Source organism: Synechococcus lacustris str. Tous (assembly GCF_003011125.1).
Classification (GTDB): Bacteria; Cyanobacteriota; Cyanobacteriia; order PCC-6307; family Cyanobiaceae; genus Synechococcus_D; species Synechococcus_D lacustris.
The window spans coordinates 1-17,279 of the sequence record NZ_PXVC01000045.1; the positions used below are offsets into that span (position 1 = coordinate 1).

Consider the following 17,279-nt stretch of genomic DNA (forward strand, 5'->3'; position numbering starts at 1 on the left):
CTTTTTTGCTCCCTAATCGCAGTAGCAGCAATAAAGGCATCAGCATGCTTGCTGCAATGCAAAATCAGCAGTTCTGGTGGCAAGAAACAAAATTCAGGTTCCATCTGAACAATAAAAACAAGATGGAACCTGAATAAATGCCTAGTAGCAAACGGCCGTTATTGCTTTTGCTACCAGCTCATTGGTGGAAGGATTTTCAGATCAATCATCTTCTTCTTCTGTGCTTCCAACTGGCTTGAGGCGAATCTGCTTACGGCCAAGCTTGATATCAAAATCATCGCCGGGCTTTAGATCAAGCATTGCCGTGTAGGCCTTACCGATCAATAAATTGCCATTTCCCTGCACGGTTGCAACAAAGCTGAGCTTGCGGCCACCTTTACCTACCTGRCCGCCATCACCAAGGTTYACACCTTTRGCTTCTAGCAATGCYTCATAGAAGGCGGTGAAATTAAGCCTGTCGGAGCCATCCTTTTTTTTGCTTACGTAACCGCAGGATTTAACCAGAGCAGATTTAGAGCCGTCGCCAAATTCCTTAACAGCTGCCAGTAGTTCTGATCCAGTGAGCATGAGGTGAGCGATTTGGTGCAYTCATAATCTATCACTCTGCAAGTTATGTGCAAGTATCTGTTGATCAAAATGCCTGGGAGAGGCAATACAAGGCCTATGMTGGCTAAAATTACTTAATTGCCTTCTATTTCCATGGCGCTTAAAAAGCAACCCTCGCCGTTTGCCATCAAATTGCAAATTCTTGGCGCCGTATTGGTGCCTATGGSKCTCCTCGGCCTTTGGCTCCACTCCAAGGGYTTTTGGTAAACGCAATGGGGGCTTCAGTTAAGCGGCTGGATACTCAGGYTCACGCCCACGTTTAACTATGTTGAACKTGGTACGCACGGTTTCTAGGGGCTCTTCAAAGTAGTCCCAAGGATCAATATCCCTTATTAGATCTGTRTTAACACAACTGCCATGCTCCATACCCGCAAACATCCGTTCCGGATCAAGTTTTCCAAATTCACCGGGTATGAAYGGTGAAACACCAATRCCAAGTTCAAACTCYGCCATCGCAAACATTAAAACATCAAAGGGATCCAARCCTTCGAAACCCGCCTGGAATCCAATCACAGCGCCCTCCTCAGCTGCTGTTGTTCCGTATCCACCTAAAACATGGCAGCAGTCGTGTCGGAAAACAGGAATTGGTATGCCACCARTATCRCCRGGGTAATTAAAATTATTKCGATCGAGAAATTCCGAATAAGCCTTGCCAAAGCTTTCATCTGGGTAGTGTTTTAGTGATTCAAACCGCTTTAGAACTGTTTCATCACGCACACCGCTAAGCGCTTTAAGGGTTGCGGCAAACATTGGTAATCCACCAGCCTTCATCGTGGCTGCAACAGCATCGCGAACAAAGCTYCTGCGCATCAGGTCAAATCGAGTGGCCAGCATTCTTCCCTCCATCACATTGCGATAGGTATTAACGGGATTGGCCTCAACTTGAAATGCTTTTGCCGTTTGCTCCAGCAGGTTTAAAGCCGAGGCTGATGGCTCCCCATCAAACATGGCCACCAAAGTCATCCCCCGCAGAATGCGYTCACGCCATTCAGGATCTGGATCACAGTTTGTGATTGCTTTTGCCATCTCCTCKGGTTGGAGGCTCGGGAGATCATCAAGCTCTTTTTCAACCTTAAGCAGATGGTCTCGAATTGCCCGAATACCCGTAAGCGCCCGCTCTGATGGCTCACCTTTTAAGCGTGCAACCGTCATTAAAGAAGCCAAGCCGGCGTTTGCCAAACATTCGCGTAGGTTTGCGGAAAGCTTMCGGCTGGGGTTTATAGACATCTTTACGAAGAACAGCTGTAGTGGGAAACGCCTCCAGCACTAAAATACTCCTTGGGCCTGAGACGGTTGTATTTCGCGTTTAGTTCCGCTGATTGCTCCGTGTAGGGATTGCTGAATACCGCCTGCAGCTCTTTGATTAGGCTGTAATCAGCTTGGGCAGCTTTYTCATAGGCGGGAACGATCAGCCATTCGCGCCAAGTGTATTTAGGRTTAACCMTYTGCATAGCTGCGGWKGTTTCCTYTGGGTTGCCGTTGGTTTTGATCTCGTCGCGCCAGCGTTGCAGCCAATTTGTCCATTTACTTTTAAGCTCCTCYGGGCAAGGCAGGTAAAAGCTTTCCTGCAGAGCTGCAAATTGCTCTGGGAGTTCAGAAAGCTGCCGAAATAGGATGGTGTAGTCGGCTTTGGAGCTGAACATCAACTGAACCAGCTCATTTACAAGTTGAGCGTTGTAGTTGATTAAACCRAGCTTGCTAGCCCACATSGCTTCTATTTCCCTATCCATAACCTCACCAAATCCCTCTCGAATCAGATCCAATCTGGCTAKWGCATTGCTGTTGCCCTCAAGCAGCGGCCTTAGTGCTAACCAAAACATTTGGTAGTTGGCTTCAGCCGCWAGCGACTGGTTAAAGAAGCTGAAATGCTCACCGCCSCCGGTCCAGGGTTGAAATCTTGGCTCAAAGAGTTCGCAGAAACCAAATGGCCCATAGTCGAGGGTGWAACCACCAGCGGCGCAATTGTCGCTGTTGAAATTGCCTTGGCAGTAGCCAATCCGAATCCAGTTGGCTACCAATGCAGCGAGCCGTGCTCGAAATAATCTCGCCAGCTCTAYTACCTGATCGCTGAAATCCAAATTCCGATCAATTTCCTGGCGGTAGTTGCGTTCGATCARATGCATCACGATCATCTGCAGCTCGTTCAATGCATTTGGATGGGCATTGCTGCGAACCCTGCGGGCAAATAGTTCCAATTGACCCACCCGCAGAAATGATGCTGCCACCCTTGTGGTGATCGCCGCAGGGTTRTTCACCATGATGTTGGGATCAAAGGAACTGGAATTTGCTGAATACCAGGGCCTGCTTACTTGTTCGCTGTGCGACACATACAACGTTAGGGAGCGTGAGCTGGGAACCCCCAAGGCATGCATAAATTCTTGGGCCAAAAATTCACGCACGCTTGAGCGCAGCACAGCCCTTCCATCTGCGCCACGGCAATAGGGGGTGGGCCCACCGCCCTTTAATTGCATCTCCCACCGGCTTCCATTGAACAAGCCTTCAAACACAGATATGGCTCGGCCATCGCCGTAGCCGTTGCCGGTGCCAAATGGRCATTGTTGGATATATTCGCTCCCATATATCGATAGGGCATATCCGGTTGCCCAGCCATATGGGCGCATCGGCTCCTGCGCAACGCTGATATCAGCAGAAAACAAACGACTGAACTTTTCATTATTAACAAGCTCTTCGCTTAGCCCYAGTTCGTTGAAAAGCGTGCTGCTGTGGGCCACATATTCCGGCTYTGGAAGCGGSGTTGGCKTTACGGGCACATAGTGACCGCTGAACACCTGCCGTGGCCTGTGATCGTTGCCATCGCTAGTTGCTTGRGGATCTGCATTAAGCGAATCCAGCAGCGAATAATCAGCCTGTTGAGCAAACTCAGCAAAATTTGTTAGGTGCACTGGTTTTTTCTGAGTTTTGAGCTGCTTTGGCTAAGCAAAACCGYTAAGSTARSTATCTTGGCAAATAAGTAGCAACAATGGSCATAACTGTTTGGCAAGCAAGTGAAGCTGGTGSCAAATTGCAAGCTGCAGAGCGMCCACWGCTTGAGCCGGCTGCCAACGAAYTAGTGCTGGAGGTGTTGCATTGCGGTTTATGCCACAGCGACCTCTCRATGCTCAATAACCATTGGGGCWTAACTAGTTACCCACTGATACCTGGCCATGAGGTTGTGGGCAGGGTTGTGAGTGTTGGCAGCGCCGTTAACCCCGATGTGATTGGCGAGTTGCGTGGGCTTGGCTGGATCAGTGGTAGCTGTTGTCATTGCATTCAATGTCTTGGCGGTACGGGTAATCTTTGTGCGTCATTGGAGGCMACGATCGTTGGCCGTCAGGGTGGCTTTGCAAGTCATGTAACAGCCCATCAAGATTGGGCAATCCCCCTGCCCGAGGGCATTGATCCTGGAGTTGCCGGGCCTCTTTTCTGYGCTGGSATAACAGTATTTTCGCCATTAATCGATGAAGCGGTTTCACCAACAGCCCATGTGGCTGTTATTGGCATTGGCGGTTTGGGGCACATAGCCCTCCAGTTCGCCAGGGCCTGGGGATGTGAGGTAACTGCAATCACAACCAACTTATCTAAAACGGAGGAAGCAAAGCGATTTGGTGCCCACCAGGTGGAATCAATTGATCAGCTATCTAATTTGGCCGGTAAGTTCGACCTTATTATTAATACTGTTAATCATTCGCTTGATTGGGCTGYTGTGATGGCATCCCTTGCCCCCCTTGGGCGCTTGCACCAATTAGGAGCMGTTATTGAACCAATTCAAGTTGGTGCTTTTGATTTGATAATGGCAAGGCGTTCCATCACCGGTAGCCCCACTTCATCCCCAGCTAGTTTGCTRAAAATGGTTGATTTCTGTGTGCGTCATAACATTCGCCCGCAGGTTGAGCACCTGCCGATCAATCGTGTTAATGAAGCGGTTGAACGTTTGCAAAGGGGCGATGTGCGTTATCGCTTTGTTCTTGATCTAATTGGAAATTAACCTCTTCTATGAAACTAAAATTTAGCAAYGTTGATGAGCTGGAGGGTTTTCGTTTTAACMGCAATGACCATTGCCGTTTAGCGATTTTGGTTGATCCTGAGATGTGTGGGGGATCATTTACCTGGTTTCTGGAAATCCATGATCCTGGTGATCGCGTGCTTCGTGGTGAGGTGATCTTTCACACCGATGAAGGGGCGATCTTGGCCCGTGGTGGAGATAGTGTTGTWACACCTCCCGATGYTTCCCATGATTTTGAAAATCCGGGTCCGGGGCGCGTTTATTTGATTACTTTGCTAGCAAATGACGGCGGTGAGTTCGCCCGGCTAYTACGCGCTGGGGTGCCAACGCCGCTCGATGCTGAGGATCTAGAGGTATTGCGTAATMTTTAAATAGAATTTAGTTGCTTTGTATATGGATTTAATGTTTAAATGTTTTGTYTATTGTGCCAGCGGGGTGCTCAGGTGGCGCGTAAAGAACATAAACCTTGAGGGGYTTRTCGCCGATATTKATAATATTATGCCAGTAGCCACTTGGTATTAGAATTGCCCAGTCTGCCGATACTTTTTTGTCGAATGTCATTTTGTTCTTGGTTGCACCCATYACAACACGGGCATTACCCTCTTCAACACGTATGAATTGATCGCCMACATCGTGCTTTTCTAAACCGATTTCTTCRCCTGCTTTTAACGACATAACTGTTAGCTGAAGGTTTTTACCCGTCCAATGGGTGGTACGAAAATTTGTATTTAATGTTGTGATCTYATCAATATTAACTACCCACGGCWTTTTGCCGTTGTCTTTACCAAGCTCTGGTTTTGCAAGGGCTGAGCYAGCGGCMATCAAAACAAAAAAACCAACAGCAGCAATCTTTTTAAACATGCAASGTTTCCTTATCGGTAATTAGTGATTTACGCAACAACACTACTAGGCTGCACGTTTACTTTCACTTGAGCGGCAGCTGCATCCGCCTTGCGGCGTGCTTCAGTTTCATTGCTTCCACGGGCTAATGCCACTCCCATCCGTCTTTGGGGCCTTGCTTCTTYCTTGCCAAATATTAATATTTCGTTRTCAATTTCGGCTAGGGCTGCYTCGATGCCGCTGTAGCTAACAGGCGCWCCTAAACTATCAGCTAAAATTACACGGCTTGCTGCCGCTCCAAGGCTATTAATTGCTGGTATTGGTAGGCCAAATATAGCCCTTAAGTGTAGTTCAAACTGGCTAAGATTTTGTCCAACAAGTGTTACAAGGCCAGTGTCRTGGGGCCGAGGTGAAAGTTCTGAAAAAACCACYTCAAATTGTTKYGCTGYAGCTGAATTATCATCAGTGCGGCATAGGAAAAACTCAACCCCAAATAGGCCAGCCCCACCAAGATTATTGGTAATAGCTAATGCCATTTCTTTGGCTTTTTGCAAGCTCTCTAMGGGTATTTCAGCTGGTTGCCAGCTGCATTGGTAGTCKCCCCGTTCCTGTATRTGGCCGATCGGTGGACAAAATAGTGTTGGGCCRTTCCATTGCTTCACGGTTAAAAGTGTGATCTCCAATTCAAAATGCAAATATTCCTCAACTATTACTAAGTTGCTTTCRCCCCGGGCGCCTGCCATCGCGTATTYCCACGCAGCAGTGATTGCCTCTGGTGTATCCACCACACTTTGCCCCTTTCCGGAGGAGCTCATAACCGGTTTTACCACCACAGGCCAGCCGAGATCTTGTGCTGCTGCTGCTAATTCAGYGCTGCTCTTGGCATAGGCAAAGCGGGCAGTGCGTAGCCCTAATTCATCGGCCGCCAGGTTGCGGATTCTGTTGCGATTCATCGTTACCGCCGTGGCCCGAGCTGTTGGGATAACGGTGATCCCTTCTGCCTCAAGTTCACTAAGGGCATCAACCGCTAAAGCCTCAATTTCTGGAACAACCACATCCGGTTTATGGGCGCGKATAACTGCCTTCAGCGCGTTTGGATTGCCCATCGCCACCACGGCAGCTTCATCTGCCACTTGCATAGCCGGTGCACCCCCATAACTATCMACTGCAATTACGCGGCAGCCAAGCCTTTTTGCAGCTATTGCCACCTCCTTGCCCAATTCGCCACTGCCAAGCAGCATCAGAGTGCGGGGAAGAGTGAAATCGCTAGCTGGATTCATCATTAGCCGATGCTTTGATCTTTCTACTTAAACCCCACCCAGCTTGTATGCAAACCCAGCCTGATCCGATCTGGACCCGTCGTTTGAACCTTGGGGAACAGGCTGCATTGATGCAYAAATCACCGATTTTGGCTGATGTTCGTTTTGCCGTTAAGGATTTGATGGCGTTGAGGGGGTGTGTAATGGGTTGTGGTAACCCCCATTGGGCAGCCAAACAGAACGTATGTAATTCAACAGCTCCTGCCTGCCCGGTGTCAACTACGTAGGCGGCTGGCGTCAATTACGTAGGCGGGTAGGAGCCCCCAACCCCCTGCCATGGCAGGGGGTTGGGCCGCGCTGCCTTTGGGGCTCTGTTGGCGGGTAATTGACGCCTGGTCACGACGCTAAACGCCGTGCCCGTTTGCGGCGGTAGCTCTCGCCATTGATCTGGATGATCGTGCTGTGATCCACAAGCCGGTCCACCGCTGCCACGGTCATGGCGCTGGTTGAGAAGACGTTCTCCCACTCGCTGAACGGCTGGTTGCTGGTCACCAGCAACGACCTGCGCTCGTAACGGTGCATCACCAGCTCAAACAGCACCGAGGTCTCGGCCTCGTCCTTGCGGACGTAGCCAATGTCGTCAATGACGAGCAGGGCATAGCGATCGAGCTTGTTGAGCGCCTTGGCCAGGGTGTAGTCAGCCTTGGCGCGTTGCAGCTCCTGCACCAGCGTCGTGGCGGTGAAAAACCGCGCTGAGCGATCCAGGCCGATCAGGCTGCGGCAGATGCCCGCTGCAAGGTGGGTTTTGCCCACGCCACTGGGGCCAAACAGCAGCAGGTTTTCGGCACGGTCAAGCCAGCCGGTGTCATGGGCCAGCTGCTCGATCTGTGTCCTGTTCAGGTCAGGGTTGGCGTCCCAGTCAAGGTCGGCCAGGGTTTTGGGTACGGGCAGCTGGGCCTCATGCAACAACCGCCGCAGCCGTGCTTGATGCCGCTGCTGGTGCTCCTGCTCCGCCAGCACGTAGAGGTAACTGGCTGGCGTCCAACCGTCGGCTTGTGCCTGCTGCTCGGCTGCCTGCCACTGGCTGCGGAACTGCGCCAGTTTCAGCTGCTTGAGAAGGGATGGCAGGGCACTCTCCAGTGCCGGCCGGCTCGGTGGCTCGGCCCAGGAGTTCGTCATAGCTGCTCAGTTGGTGTTCTGGAATCTGGAGTTGGGGCAGGGCCGCCAGGCCCCGCGGCGGCCGCAGGCCGTAGTGCTCGCGTAGAGCTGTGAGGTTGATGGCGCCGCTGCGCAGCTGACGCCGCAGATACCGCTCCACACCGACCAGGTCATCGCTGCGGGCGGCCACATGGAGGGCGTCGACCATGACCTTGGCGGCCTCATCCGGTGGCAGGGCCGCCAGCAGCTGACGCCACAACTGCCGCCAGCTCTCGCCAGGGATGAGGTCGTCCTGCAGCTGGGCGCGCAGCAGGGCTCTGGGTTTACGGCGCAGGCTCTCGATCACATGGCGGAAATCAATGCGCCGCAGTGCCTTCTGACCCTTTTGGCCGTGCAGCCGCGGCAGGGTTTCAACGAACTGACTGCGCAGGAACAGATCCAGCCGGTCATGGCGCAGGTGAACCGTCAGCTGCTGACCGATCAGCCGTGAGGGGACGCTGTAGGTGACCTGCCGCACCTCGATCGTGCTGGTGCTGCGCACCCGCACCACCAGCGGGTCGTAATCGGCAAAACGCTCGATGGGCAGCGGCTGCAGGTGCAGCTGCTCGATCTCGAGCCGTCCTTTGACCTCGGTGCGGCTGTTGAGCGTGGCGCTGACGCATGCCACCAATTGCCGGTACTCCGTCTCGGTTGAAAAGTCGCGGCTGCCGCGCTGAATCAGCTGCTGCTCCAGCCGGTGTTTCCAGTGCCGGTGCGGGCCCTCGATCGCTCCGTTCTCGTGGGCCACGCCGCGGTTGTTGCGCGTGGCGATCACGCCCAGGTGGGCGCAGAGCTCGCGATAACGGCTGGTGTAGTCGCCGGCGTAGCTGCCGTCGCGGTTGCGAAAGCAGGCGCTGAGGCTGTCGGTGCGGTGCTCAGCCGGCACCCCGCCGCAGGCTTCCAGAGCGTTCTGCAGCGCCTCGGCCAGGGCGACAAAGCTCTCACCGCCGTGGATCACCTCCACATGACACCAACCGGAGTAGGGAAGGCGGAAGTGGAACAGCCGGTGCTCGAGCACCGCCCCGGCGATGGTGATCGGCTTTCCCTTGAGCAGCGTGAAATCGGAGATGCCCGTCACACCGGGTTGGTGGTGCTGCATGAACATCACCTCCTGAGCAGGGCCATGCAGCGCTTTCCAGTTCTCCACTCGCCGCTGCAGGGTGCGCTTGCGCCGGTACCACTCCTGATCGGGAAAGGTCTGCTCCAGGTGCAGCAGCAGGGTCTGAGGCTCCAGCTGCGGTGCCTTCTCAAGCATCGGCACCAGCACGCTGTCCCAGACGCCGGCAAGAGGGTCAGCGCGGGTGCGCCAGTTCCGGCCAATCTGCTGCTGTTGAGCACTGGCCTGCAGCTCACCACGGTCAATGCGCTGGGCGCTGCGCACCGAAATGCCGACCGCATCAGCAGCCACCTGCTGAGCGAGGCCACTGGCCCGTTTGGCCATGTACCGCTCCTTGATCCGCAACGACAGAGGGGCGGGCATCGCTGGAGCTCCAGACCGTGATCGGAGCCCTGTTGTCGCGTCCTGAGACCCGCCTATCTAGTTGGCGCGACCCGCCTACCTAATTGTCGTCAAACAATCAAGGACAGTAAAGCCACGTCTACTGCAGGTTTAGCCTCACCTCATCACGCGCTGACATCGGCGACTTGCTCCTGCACCAGTTCAAGCACAAACGGCAGCGTTGCCTACTAATCGGCTGCATATGCCGCAGACCTCAAGCCGCGGGTTGAGCATCTGTGTTGACTAACTCATCAGCCAGAAAAGTAAATGAACTGATGACAGAAAGAGGTTTAGACCTTGCAGCGCTTCGTCATGCTCCACCACAGCTGTGCTGGCTGTCTGGAAGTGTCCAGCTCTCGCTGGTTCTGAGGTTGGTCGTTCTGTAGACCCTTCCTCTCTTGTCACTAGGTCTGGCGTGGGAGCAGTCAGGAATGAATATCAGGCACATTCTGACTTTGTCGTCGCGCCTGCTTCTGTGGATCGCGCCGACGGTCTCATAGGAGACCTGGTAGCCGCCATTGGTGAAGGTACTGCTTGAACCTGAGCCAGGGACAGGGATATACACCTCATTAGCATCCACAGAAGCAAGCCTGTAGTTGATTTCTTTTACAAATGTCTCTGAGCAGACACCAATCTTCCTGSGTAACACTGCTGCGACAACCTCAGAAGAAAGCAGCACCATGCCTAACAATGCCGACAGGGTMAGTCTCCTCATTTTGAGTTYCCATCTTTACTTAAAAKATAGYGCTCGTATYCCCCCTGGCAGGAAAGATGTCACCCCTGTTAATTGAAACCTTAGTGGATACCTTTATCAGCAGAACCTATAACTCTTACTCCTCCGCCATGTGATTCAGCGCAACAACCCTTACAGCCCATTCTTCTGCAATTTCAGGCTCAGAGAATAGCTGTCAGGGTAATTGTCAAGGCCGAAACGTCTAACAATAAAACTTAAAATAAGCGGTATTTCAGCATTAAAGCTATTGGCAAGCTTTTAGTTGCAGCGAAAGGATTCATATGCAGTTGGCTTCTAATGATTTGGTATGGATTGATAAATTATTAGAAACGCTAGCAACAAGCTTCCAAGTAACCTTGGCATGGAAGGCGTAGAATGCTTCCAAAGGTTGACATCTTTCCTGGCGGCTACTGTAGGTTTTATGTTCTAGTCAAAACTTTCTATCATCACGTCCTCCAAGTAAATCTATAACTCTTCCTCATCGCCAATAGGCATCGCCACTACCCTTACRGCACATGCTTCTACGATTTCAGCCCAGCGAATAGCTGTTCGGGTATTTGGCATGGGCGGGATATACRGCAAGAAAGCATGATATACACACTCTTTCATTATTAAAGCTGTGAAAATGCTTTTACACGCCTTATTGGATAATAAAATTGTTGATTATGATGCTGTCTTTGCTGACAGGTAGGAGTCCTGATGCTGTTGGCTCAAGTGCATTTTGGTATGTATTGTTAAATAAAAATCCTAGAAACAAGACGCCACGTACTTTTAAATAGGAGGCATAAACGCCTCCAAAAGCTGTTCCCCTTTCCTGTAAGTCACCGATCACAGGGGGCTTCACGCTCAGAGTGGTGAAATTTTCAGGGCTTCTCAAAATGCTGGCTTATCAAGAGAAGGCAGAACACTGCCAGATTCCTGATCTTGCCGCTACGGAGGGGCGCCCAAACCGTCGCACGGCAGGGCCGTGCGCAGCATGGGACGTCCCCCCTCCGCTGTGGTGGTGGGAGAGTAGATAAACGTAACTACGGCGATTACGGCCTAAACACCCCTACGCCACTGAGGTATTGCCTGCCGMAACTGCTGCCAATACCTAATCGTTATTTATCTAGAGAGTAAACTGATACTCTTGAATTGAATCAAACCAGCTTGCAACGGCCGAGAATTTTTGTACCTTGGTATCAATAAGGCTTGAATCGAAAAGCTCTTCAGGTTCTGGCTCTCGCGTTTTAATGTATTGGCGCAATTTGCCAGAGACGCCATAAAGCCGCAGGTGTTTCATTTCTGAATTGAAGGCCGGCAACAGCTCGCCAAGACCAAGCAGGTCGGTTGCCTTAGTTGTGTACTTTGCCGCTTCGAGTATGGGTGCAATGTTTATATCTCGCTGCGTCACACCAGGCTTTGACTTTGCTTTTCTAATGTCGATAATTGGCGTGTAATCAAGTCTGGCCGCCATTTGCCATTCTTGCTGCCATTTTAATTGAGTCCAATAGTCCCTGCTCCAGTAGGAGGGGCGTACAAGTAAGAGCGCATGGATGTGCGGATGCAGGCTTGAGCCTAATAGTGGGCTACCTAGACGCAATCCCTTGTTAACAGTTACTTCAGTGCGTCGAAACCAGGCACGCCCAGGGAATCCTCTAATGAGTGTTAGACGTTTAAATGCTAAGTGCATCTGTTTTATGGTGTGTCTAAGTTCATAGATCTGGCAGTTTCTTACCGTAAGAGTGAGAAATATTGCTGAGCTCTTATTTTGTTCAATATGGTACGCCTCCAGGCCTTTTAGGAGTCGTGCCCTCCACGTTCTTGTCCGTCGCCACTCGCAAAATGGACACAACCTTCTGTTGCACAGCAGCCCATTGACAATGCTGGGTACCCCCAGTTGTTCGTTGACTAGTTCAAACTCAAGATTCAGTCTGCGTGCACAATTGGCGATCGCAGATGCTGTATCTCTCGTGAGGGGATCTTGATGTAAGCACATCGCAACGGCTCTGTTGAAGCGCCGATGTCGATTAAGAGAGACCAGTGGATCGCGGAGAGTGCTGGCGGACAGTGCAGTGCCATTCGCTACCTGCAATGATCGCAACCACTACTTGTAGCTTTCTTTTACCACAAAGCTCATGACAATGCATCAGAGGGGGAAAAGCTGGGAGCTTTCTCCAATTTGCTCTGCTAGTCCACATCCTTCGCAACGTGTTGGAGATCAAGACCGGCCGCAAGCAGATCTTGAATCCCATTGCTAACGGCAAAATTAATATTTGCAAAAAATTTTCAGCCAAGAGTCTCTTTGATTAAAGTAGCTACTCGCTCAATAAGTGCACATACACGCCACTCTCGTTGCCTAGTTCTGTAGCAGCTTGCGCCACCATCGAGTGATGGGTGAAGACCAATACCTGAAAATTTTGGGCAAACTCGGCCAAAACTTCAAGGCAAGCCTTGCTGCGTTCATCGTCAAACCCAACCAATATGTCGTCGACAACGAAAGGCAGCCGCTCTTGTTGCTCCCCTTGCAGTTCTATGGTCGAAAGACGTAAGGCCAAAAAGAGCTGATCACGGGTACCTTCACTCATTCCATCAACACCAACCTCAGTCTTGTCAGGGCGAACTCCTAGTAAGATTGGTTTACCTTTCTCATCGATTTCATCGCGCAGACCAGAGAAAGAACCCAAGGTCATTTTTTTAAACAACTCACTGGCACGCCTCAGAACAGGCGTCTGATTATTCCTCTGATAGATCTCTATTTGCTCTTCTAGAATAAGTCGGGCTATGGTGTAGCGGAGGTATTGCTCTGTATCTGGGATAATGCTTGCCAGGAGCTGCTCGGCTAGCTCTGAGGCTTCAGCAGACTTGGATGAGCCGTCAACGGCGTGGATCTGAACAAGAAACTCTTTCCTACTATCGCGCATTACGTCACGCTCGGTCGCAAGTTCTAAAAGTTTGGACTGCAACTTAATAAGTTGGTCGCTCGCTTGATCTGCATCTAATTCCAAAGCCTCAGTCTCTAGCTCAGTGATGCTGTGGCCCTCCCCAAATTGATGAAGGTGCTGCTCTAACTCCTTTACTCGGTGAGCGCGCTGCCGTTTCAATATTGAACTTTCCTGTACTGGAAGAATCTCTTCATCACTTGAAACACCCGCCTCAGTTCTTAGGGCAGCAAAGGATTCATCTGCGATTTTGATGTCCTCGCATGCCTCAGCGACTTCATCCTCAAGCTCATTGATCTGGGTTCGAAGCTTTTCTAGGGTGGCGGCATCGGCCTGAGCCCTGGCCAGTTGTTTAACCAAGTTCTGGGTCACTTCTGCTGGATTGGCGTCTCCCATCTCAATTCCAATCCTCTTAGCGACAAGAGAAACGGCACACGAGAAGCGCTCCTCGTCCTTATTCATGCCATAGATACGCTTATGAGCGATGTCTGCCTCCTTGAGTTCATCGAAAAGCTCTTCTAGCTTGTCCATGGTTTCCAGTGCCAGCTCAGGCTGCGGGGTTGTCCCAATACCCAAGCCGTCAACTGCCTCTGACCAGCTAAAAACCCATTTCTTATCTTCATCTTTCACCTGCAGAAGATCTTCATTCGCATTCCCGATCTGGATATCAAGCTTGTGCAGGACAGCCTCGATCTCCCCTTCACGCCTTTGCTTGTTCTGCTGTTGAGCAATGATTTGTTCGGAGCGCTCAAGAAGTAACTCCAGTTCACTTGACTTGTTTTCCTGCTGATATCCCAGTTTCTCAAGCTCCGCAATGAGTGTTCCAAGGTGCGAAGCCCGCATTGCTTCAAGCGAACAAACATCAGACTTTGCTGTTTCAAGTTGTACGACTTTCTGGAGAAGCTGCTCTACACGCTGCAGCCATTCCTTCATCTCCTTGGGAGTACCTATCTGGCTAGAGATCCCCTGCCAAACAACATGCCATTCGTCTTCAAGCTTGGTTCGGGTGATGGCAATATCATCAAGTTGGCATTCAACCTTGGAGATCAGATCTTTCCTGGTTTGAATCTGGTCTTCTATAAAAATGCGCTCTTGTACTTTCTGTGCGTCCAGGCGCAACCTGTCAGCGGCATCATCGGCGTCACACACAGCCTGTTCGAATACATCGGGGAGATATCTGCTGCCTGAGTACTCAGTGGCAGCAGCACCGATGTCCACTCCATCAACATAACTGCGGCGAATTAACTTCCAACCTCGCTCCCGATGTTCGCGAGCTTCCTGCAACTCATGAAGAGTGGGTATTTCGCTTGAGCGAAGTAAAGTTTTCAGATTGTCCTCGGCCTTGCAGAGCTYCTCACTCGCCTCGATTTTGCGTCGATCAAACTCTCGCATCTGCTCATCCAGCTGATAGTAATTCTTCTCGAATTTGTCTAAAACAGCTATCTCGGGCATATAAGAGCCGGTGAGTTTCTCCAGGCCACCGTCGAACCGACCGAGACGAGACAACTCACGCAAGCAGGCATTCTCTAGATCACTTACTGTTTCGCGTGCTTTGGTGAGCATCGTTGTTAGATCGCCTGACTTGCGTGCATTGAGTGTTGCGCTCTTTAGCGAGCTCACATCTTGCCCAGGCCCAGCAATGGCATGTAGCTCCTGCTCATGGCTGCTCTTATCGTCGAAAAGTCCTCGCAGTTTGCTATCAAGCTGTCCGATTTTTTGCTTCAGAAGACTCGAGTCCTGCGCTAATTTGGCAATAAATTTTTTTCTGTTTAGGAGTGGCTTCAGGCTCTGTACGGTCTCCAGGTTGAGGTCAGGGCGAATTCCTGTGAGCAGATCTTCGGCTGCATTGCGATGATCGCGACGCTTCGCATCTTGTCCAGGCTTGTCCTTGATCGATTTCTGAACAGCGCCTAACTGAAGCTGAAGGTCTTCGATAGCCCCCTGATTGTCCAAGAGACCTTGAGGCACATTGAGACCTTTAGCCTCTTGTTGATACCTCTCAAGCTTGGCGCTCGATTTCTGTAGACGTTCCCGAGCATGCGCCATTTTATCGAGAGCTCCTTGCCGGCGAGCGCCAAAATCTTCTGGGAGCAAAACCAAATCGCACTGGGCAGCTAGAAGATCAAACAGTTCACGGCGTTCTGACAAGGAAGCCGCTACCCGGTTGAAACGTTCAAGCTTGCTCTTACAAGGCCTGGCCTCTGCAAGCTCTTCATCAATCCTGTCGAGCTCCTTCTCTACTTGCTTTAATTCCTTCTGAAGATCCTTCCAGTTCCTGACGGAAACAGATTCATGCTTCTCCTGGCGCCTGGCTTCTTTCAGTTCCGCAGCAGCGGCATTGATGATCTGATTCTGGCCCCTGGCCTTGAAGAGTTTATCCGCCTCGGATGCCAATTCGCCCAGTAGGTCAGTTTTTCCCTTAGTGCCCAACGCCGCACCAAACAATGACTTCCCGATGTCGCCGCTTTGCTCGAGAATAGACTGACCTCCTTGCACAAGCCCGGCATGATCAATGCCGTGAAGTTGAGAGAAGAGCTTTTCATCAAGCCCTGGCAAGAGATCGCTCAGTATGGTGTCGCCGATAGGTTGTTCTGTCTTGGCGTCGAGCAATGTATCTTTATTGCCCTTACGCCTCATGCAGGAGATCTGCTGACCCCCTGAAGTTTCGAGGATGCCTCCTACTCGAAGCTGTCTAAAGTCATGGATAAAGTTGTCTGGGGAGCGTGCATCAATACCAAATAGCCAGGCCTTTAGCGCTCGCAATGTAGAGCTCTTGCCGGCCTCATTTGCACCAAGAACCACGTGCAGGCCAGGGTTTCCCTCGCTTAGATCGAGGACTTTGTTGGTAAATGGTCCATAAGATAACAGGTCAAGACGCTTGATTTTCATGATTCACTCTCCGATTCCAGGAGCTTGCCAACGAGCAACTCCTTGGCCTCGTGGATGAGTCTTGCTACCACAATCTCGTCATCGATCTTCAACCCATCCTCCGCGACAAATACCTCCGGCGGCAGCTTGTCCCTCAACATCGATAGGGCTATATCAAGTCCTCGTACTCCCCCCTGATTCTCGCTGATTTCCATAATGCTTTTAGCTAGTCCACCTAGGGCTCCATCTCCAGAAAGCACTGCCACTCGATCAAGTTTGCTGGTCGTAGCGATCACCACTTTCTCGATCCATAACTGATCGGCATTCAGCTCGGCAGCCAGCTGCATGAGCTTTTGGCGTAGCCATTGAGTCTTTGCCTGGAGTTCACCGTGCACCTTGGTGGCTCCCACAAAGAGAAGTCGCGTAGCGACAATGCGATCATCAGCGTCATCAAGCAGCTCTCGCATGGCTTTCCCGGCTCTATCCAGTACGCCCTCCAGGGAGTTGACCTGGCTCAGGTCCACTTCTGATCTTGCCCAACGGATCACATCTAGGGCCCGGTGATCGACGCTTTCAACTTGCCCGTCCTCGACGGTGACAACACAACACCCCTTTGGTCCGGTCTCGCGGGCATGCCGCCCCTGAAGGCAGCCAGGAAAAACTACCCAGGGGTCTGTCAAAACCTTTTCGTGGGCATGCACATGGCCAAGTGCCCAATAGTGGTAATCCTTGGCTCTCAGGTCATCGAGTTTGCACGGTGCATAGTTCGCGTGGCCCTCTCGGCCATCGAGGCTGGTGTGCAGCAGGCCGATGTTGAAGAGGCCTGGCCTCGCCATAGGAAAACCTTCAGCGAGATTGTCCACAACGTGCTGCTGATCAAAGCTCTGCCCGTGTATGGCAACTTCAAGTTCCTCAAGAATCTCTGTAGTAGCTTTTCCAGCAGGAAAAAGGGTGAGGTTCTTGGGCTTCTCTAGCTCTTTGGTGAGTTTACTTTGGGCGTCGTGGTTGCCTAATACCCCAAAAACCCGAATTCCTTCCCTGCCGAGCTCTCCTAGCTTTTTAGCCAGGAAGATTGCAGTACTGAAATCCTGCCAGGTTCCGTCGTAGAGATCGCCAGCCAGCAGGACAAAGGAAACCTTCTCCTCAATAGCGAGCTCCACCAGGTTGTTAAATGCCTCACGAGTGGCGATTCGAAGTTCGTCGACAGGTGCTTCTTCGTATCTGGCCAGCCCTCTCAAAGGACTATCCAAGTGTAGGTCGGCAGCGTGAATAAATTTCATGGGTGACGACGGTTTGATCCTTGCTAGGGCCAGCGAAAGAATTCTTCTGTTGAGGCCAAGGGCCTATATATATC

General features: G+C 51.5%; 13 protein-coding genes and 1 pseudogene. 3 read left to right on the top strand and 11 right to left on the bottom strand.

The features are described from left to right. Positions 1–201: 201 nt before the first annotated feature. The 3 genes from C7K08_RS09260 to C7K08_RS09270 form a co-directional block, all read right to left on the bottom strand. Complete coding sequence (locus C7K08_RS09260) at positions 202–567, bottom strand: AbrB family transcriptional regulator (RefSeq protein WP_106500350.1); 366 nt, start codon at positions 565–567, stop codon at positions 202–204. Between the two features lie 264 nt (positions 568–831). Further along, positions 832–1,758 carry a ubiquinone biosynthesis protein COQ4 gene (locus C7K08_RS09265; protein ID WP_241537181.1) on the bottom strand — a complete coding sequence of 309 codons (927 nt, stop codon included), beginning with the start codon at positions 1,756–1,758 and terminating at the stop codon, positions 832–834. 77 nt (positions 1,759–1,835) lie between these two features. Then, complete coding sequence (locus C7K08_RS09270; RefSeq protein WP_241537182.1) at positions 1,836–3,509, bottom strand: protein adenylyltransferase SelO family protein; 1,674 nt, start codon at positions 3,507–3,509, stop codon at positions 1,836–1,838. A 77-nt stretch (positions 3,510–3,586) separates the two neighbouring features. Here C7K08_RS09270 and C7K08_RS09275 point away from each other — a divergent pair, with 77 nt between their 5' ends. Both C7K08_RS09275 and C7K08_RS09280 read left to right on the top strand, forming a co-directional pair. Beyond that, on the top strand, positions 3,587–4,591 hold the full coding sequence (locus tag C7K08_RS09275) for an NAD(P)-dependent alcohol dehydrogenase (protein WP_106500352.1): 1,005 nt from the start codon (positions 3,587–3,589) through the stop codon (positions 4,589–4,591). A gap of 8 nt (positions 4,592–4,599) precedes the next feature. Beyond that, entirely contained in the window at positions 4,600–4,980 is a 381-nt protein-coding gene (locus C7K08_RS09280) for a cupin domain-containing protein (RefSeq protein WP_106500353.1), read from the top strand. Positions 4,981–5,008: 28 nt separating this feature from the next. Here C7K08_RS09280 and C7K08_RS09285 read toward each other — a convergent pair whose 3' ends face one another. Next, entirely contained in the window at positions 5,009–5,470 is a 462-nt protein-coding gene (locus C7K08_RS09285) for a cupin domain-containing protein (RefSeq protein ID WP_106500354.1), read from the bottom strand. Positions 5,471–5,499: 29 nt separating this feature from the next. Continuing rightward, positions 5,500–6,732: a formate-dependent phosphoribosylglycinamide formyltransferase gene (gene purT, locus C7K08_RS09290; RefSeq protein WP_106500355.1), complete on the bottom strand. Its 1,233-nt coding sequence runs from the start codon at positions 6,730–6,732 to the stop codon at positions 5,500–5,502. Positions 6,733–6,776: 44 nt separating this feature from the next. Here purT and C7K08_RS09295 point away from each other — a divergent pair, with 44 nt between their 5' ends. Further along, complete coding sequence (locus C7K08_RS09295) at positions 6,777–6,995, top strand: hypothetical protein (RefSeq protein WP_106500356.1); 219 nt, start codon at positions 6,777–6,779, stop codon at positions 6,993–6,995. A 109-nt stretch (positions 6,996–7,104) separates the two neighbouring features. Here the strand turns inward: C7K08_RS09295 and istB are convergent. The 6 genes and pseudogenes from istB to C7K08_RS09320 form a co-directional block, all read right to left on the bottom strand. Beyond that, a pseudogene (istB, locus tag C7K08_RS09300) lies at positions 7,105–7,767 on the bottom strand (IS21-like element helper ATPase IstB); the annotation flags it as partial. After that, positions 7,667–9,385 carry an IS21 family transposase gene (gene istA / locus C7K08_RS16650; protein ID WP_106500358.1) on the bottom strand — a complete coding sequence of 573 codons (1,719 nt, stop codon included), beginning with the start codon at positions 9,383–9,385 and terminating at the stop codon, positions 7,667–7,669. The gene istA and the pseudogene istB, both read right to left, overlap by 101 nt. A gap of 1,391 nt (positions 9,386–10,776) precedes the next feature. Further along, the gene (locus C7K08_RS15485) at positions 10,777–10,968 is read right to left on the bottom strand and encodes a hypothetical protein (RefSeq protein WP_133165207.1); all 192 of its coding nucleotides are present in this window, start codon (positions 10,966–10,968) and stop codon (positions 10,777–10,779) included. 276 nt (positions 10,969–11,244) lie between these two features. Then, the gene (locus tag C7K08_RS09310) at positions 11,245–12,114 is read right to left on the bottom strand and encodes a protein rep (RefSeq protein WP_241537183.1); all 870 of its coding nucleotides are present in this window, start codon (positions 12,112–12,114) and stop codon (positions 11,245–11,247) included. A gap of 319 nt (positions 12,115–12,433) precedes the next feature. Beyond that, complete coding sequence (locus C7K08_RS09315) at positions 12,434–15,946, bottom strand: YhaN family protein (protein WP_106500360.1); 3,513 nt, start codon at positions 15,944–15,946, stop codon at positions 12,434–12,436. Then, positions 15,943–17,205 carry a metallophosphoesterase family protein gene (locus C7K08_RS09320; protein WP_106500361.1) on the bottom strand — a complete coding sequence of 421 codons (1,263 nt, stop codon included), beginning with the start codon at positions 17,203–17,205 and terminating at the stop codon, positions 15,943–15,945. The genes C7K08_RS09315 and C7K08_RS09320 overlap by 4 nt, the downstream gene beginning before the upstream one ends. Positions 17,206–17,279: the final 74 nt, after the last annotated feature.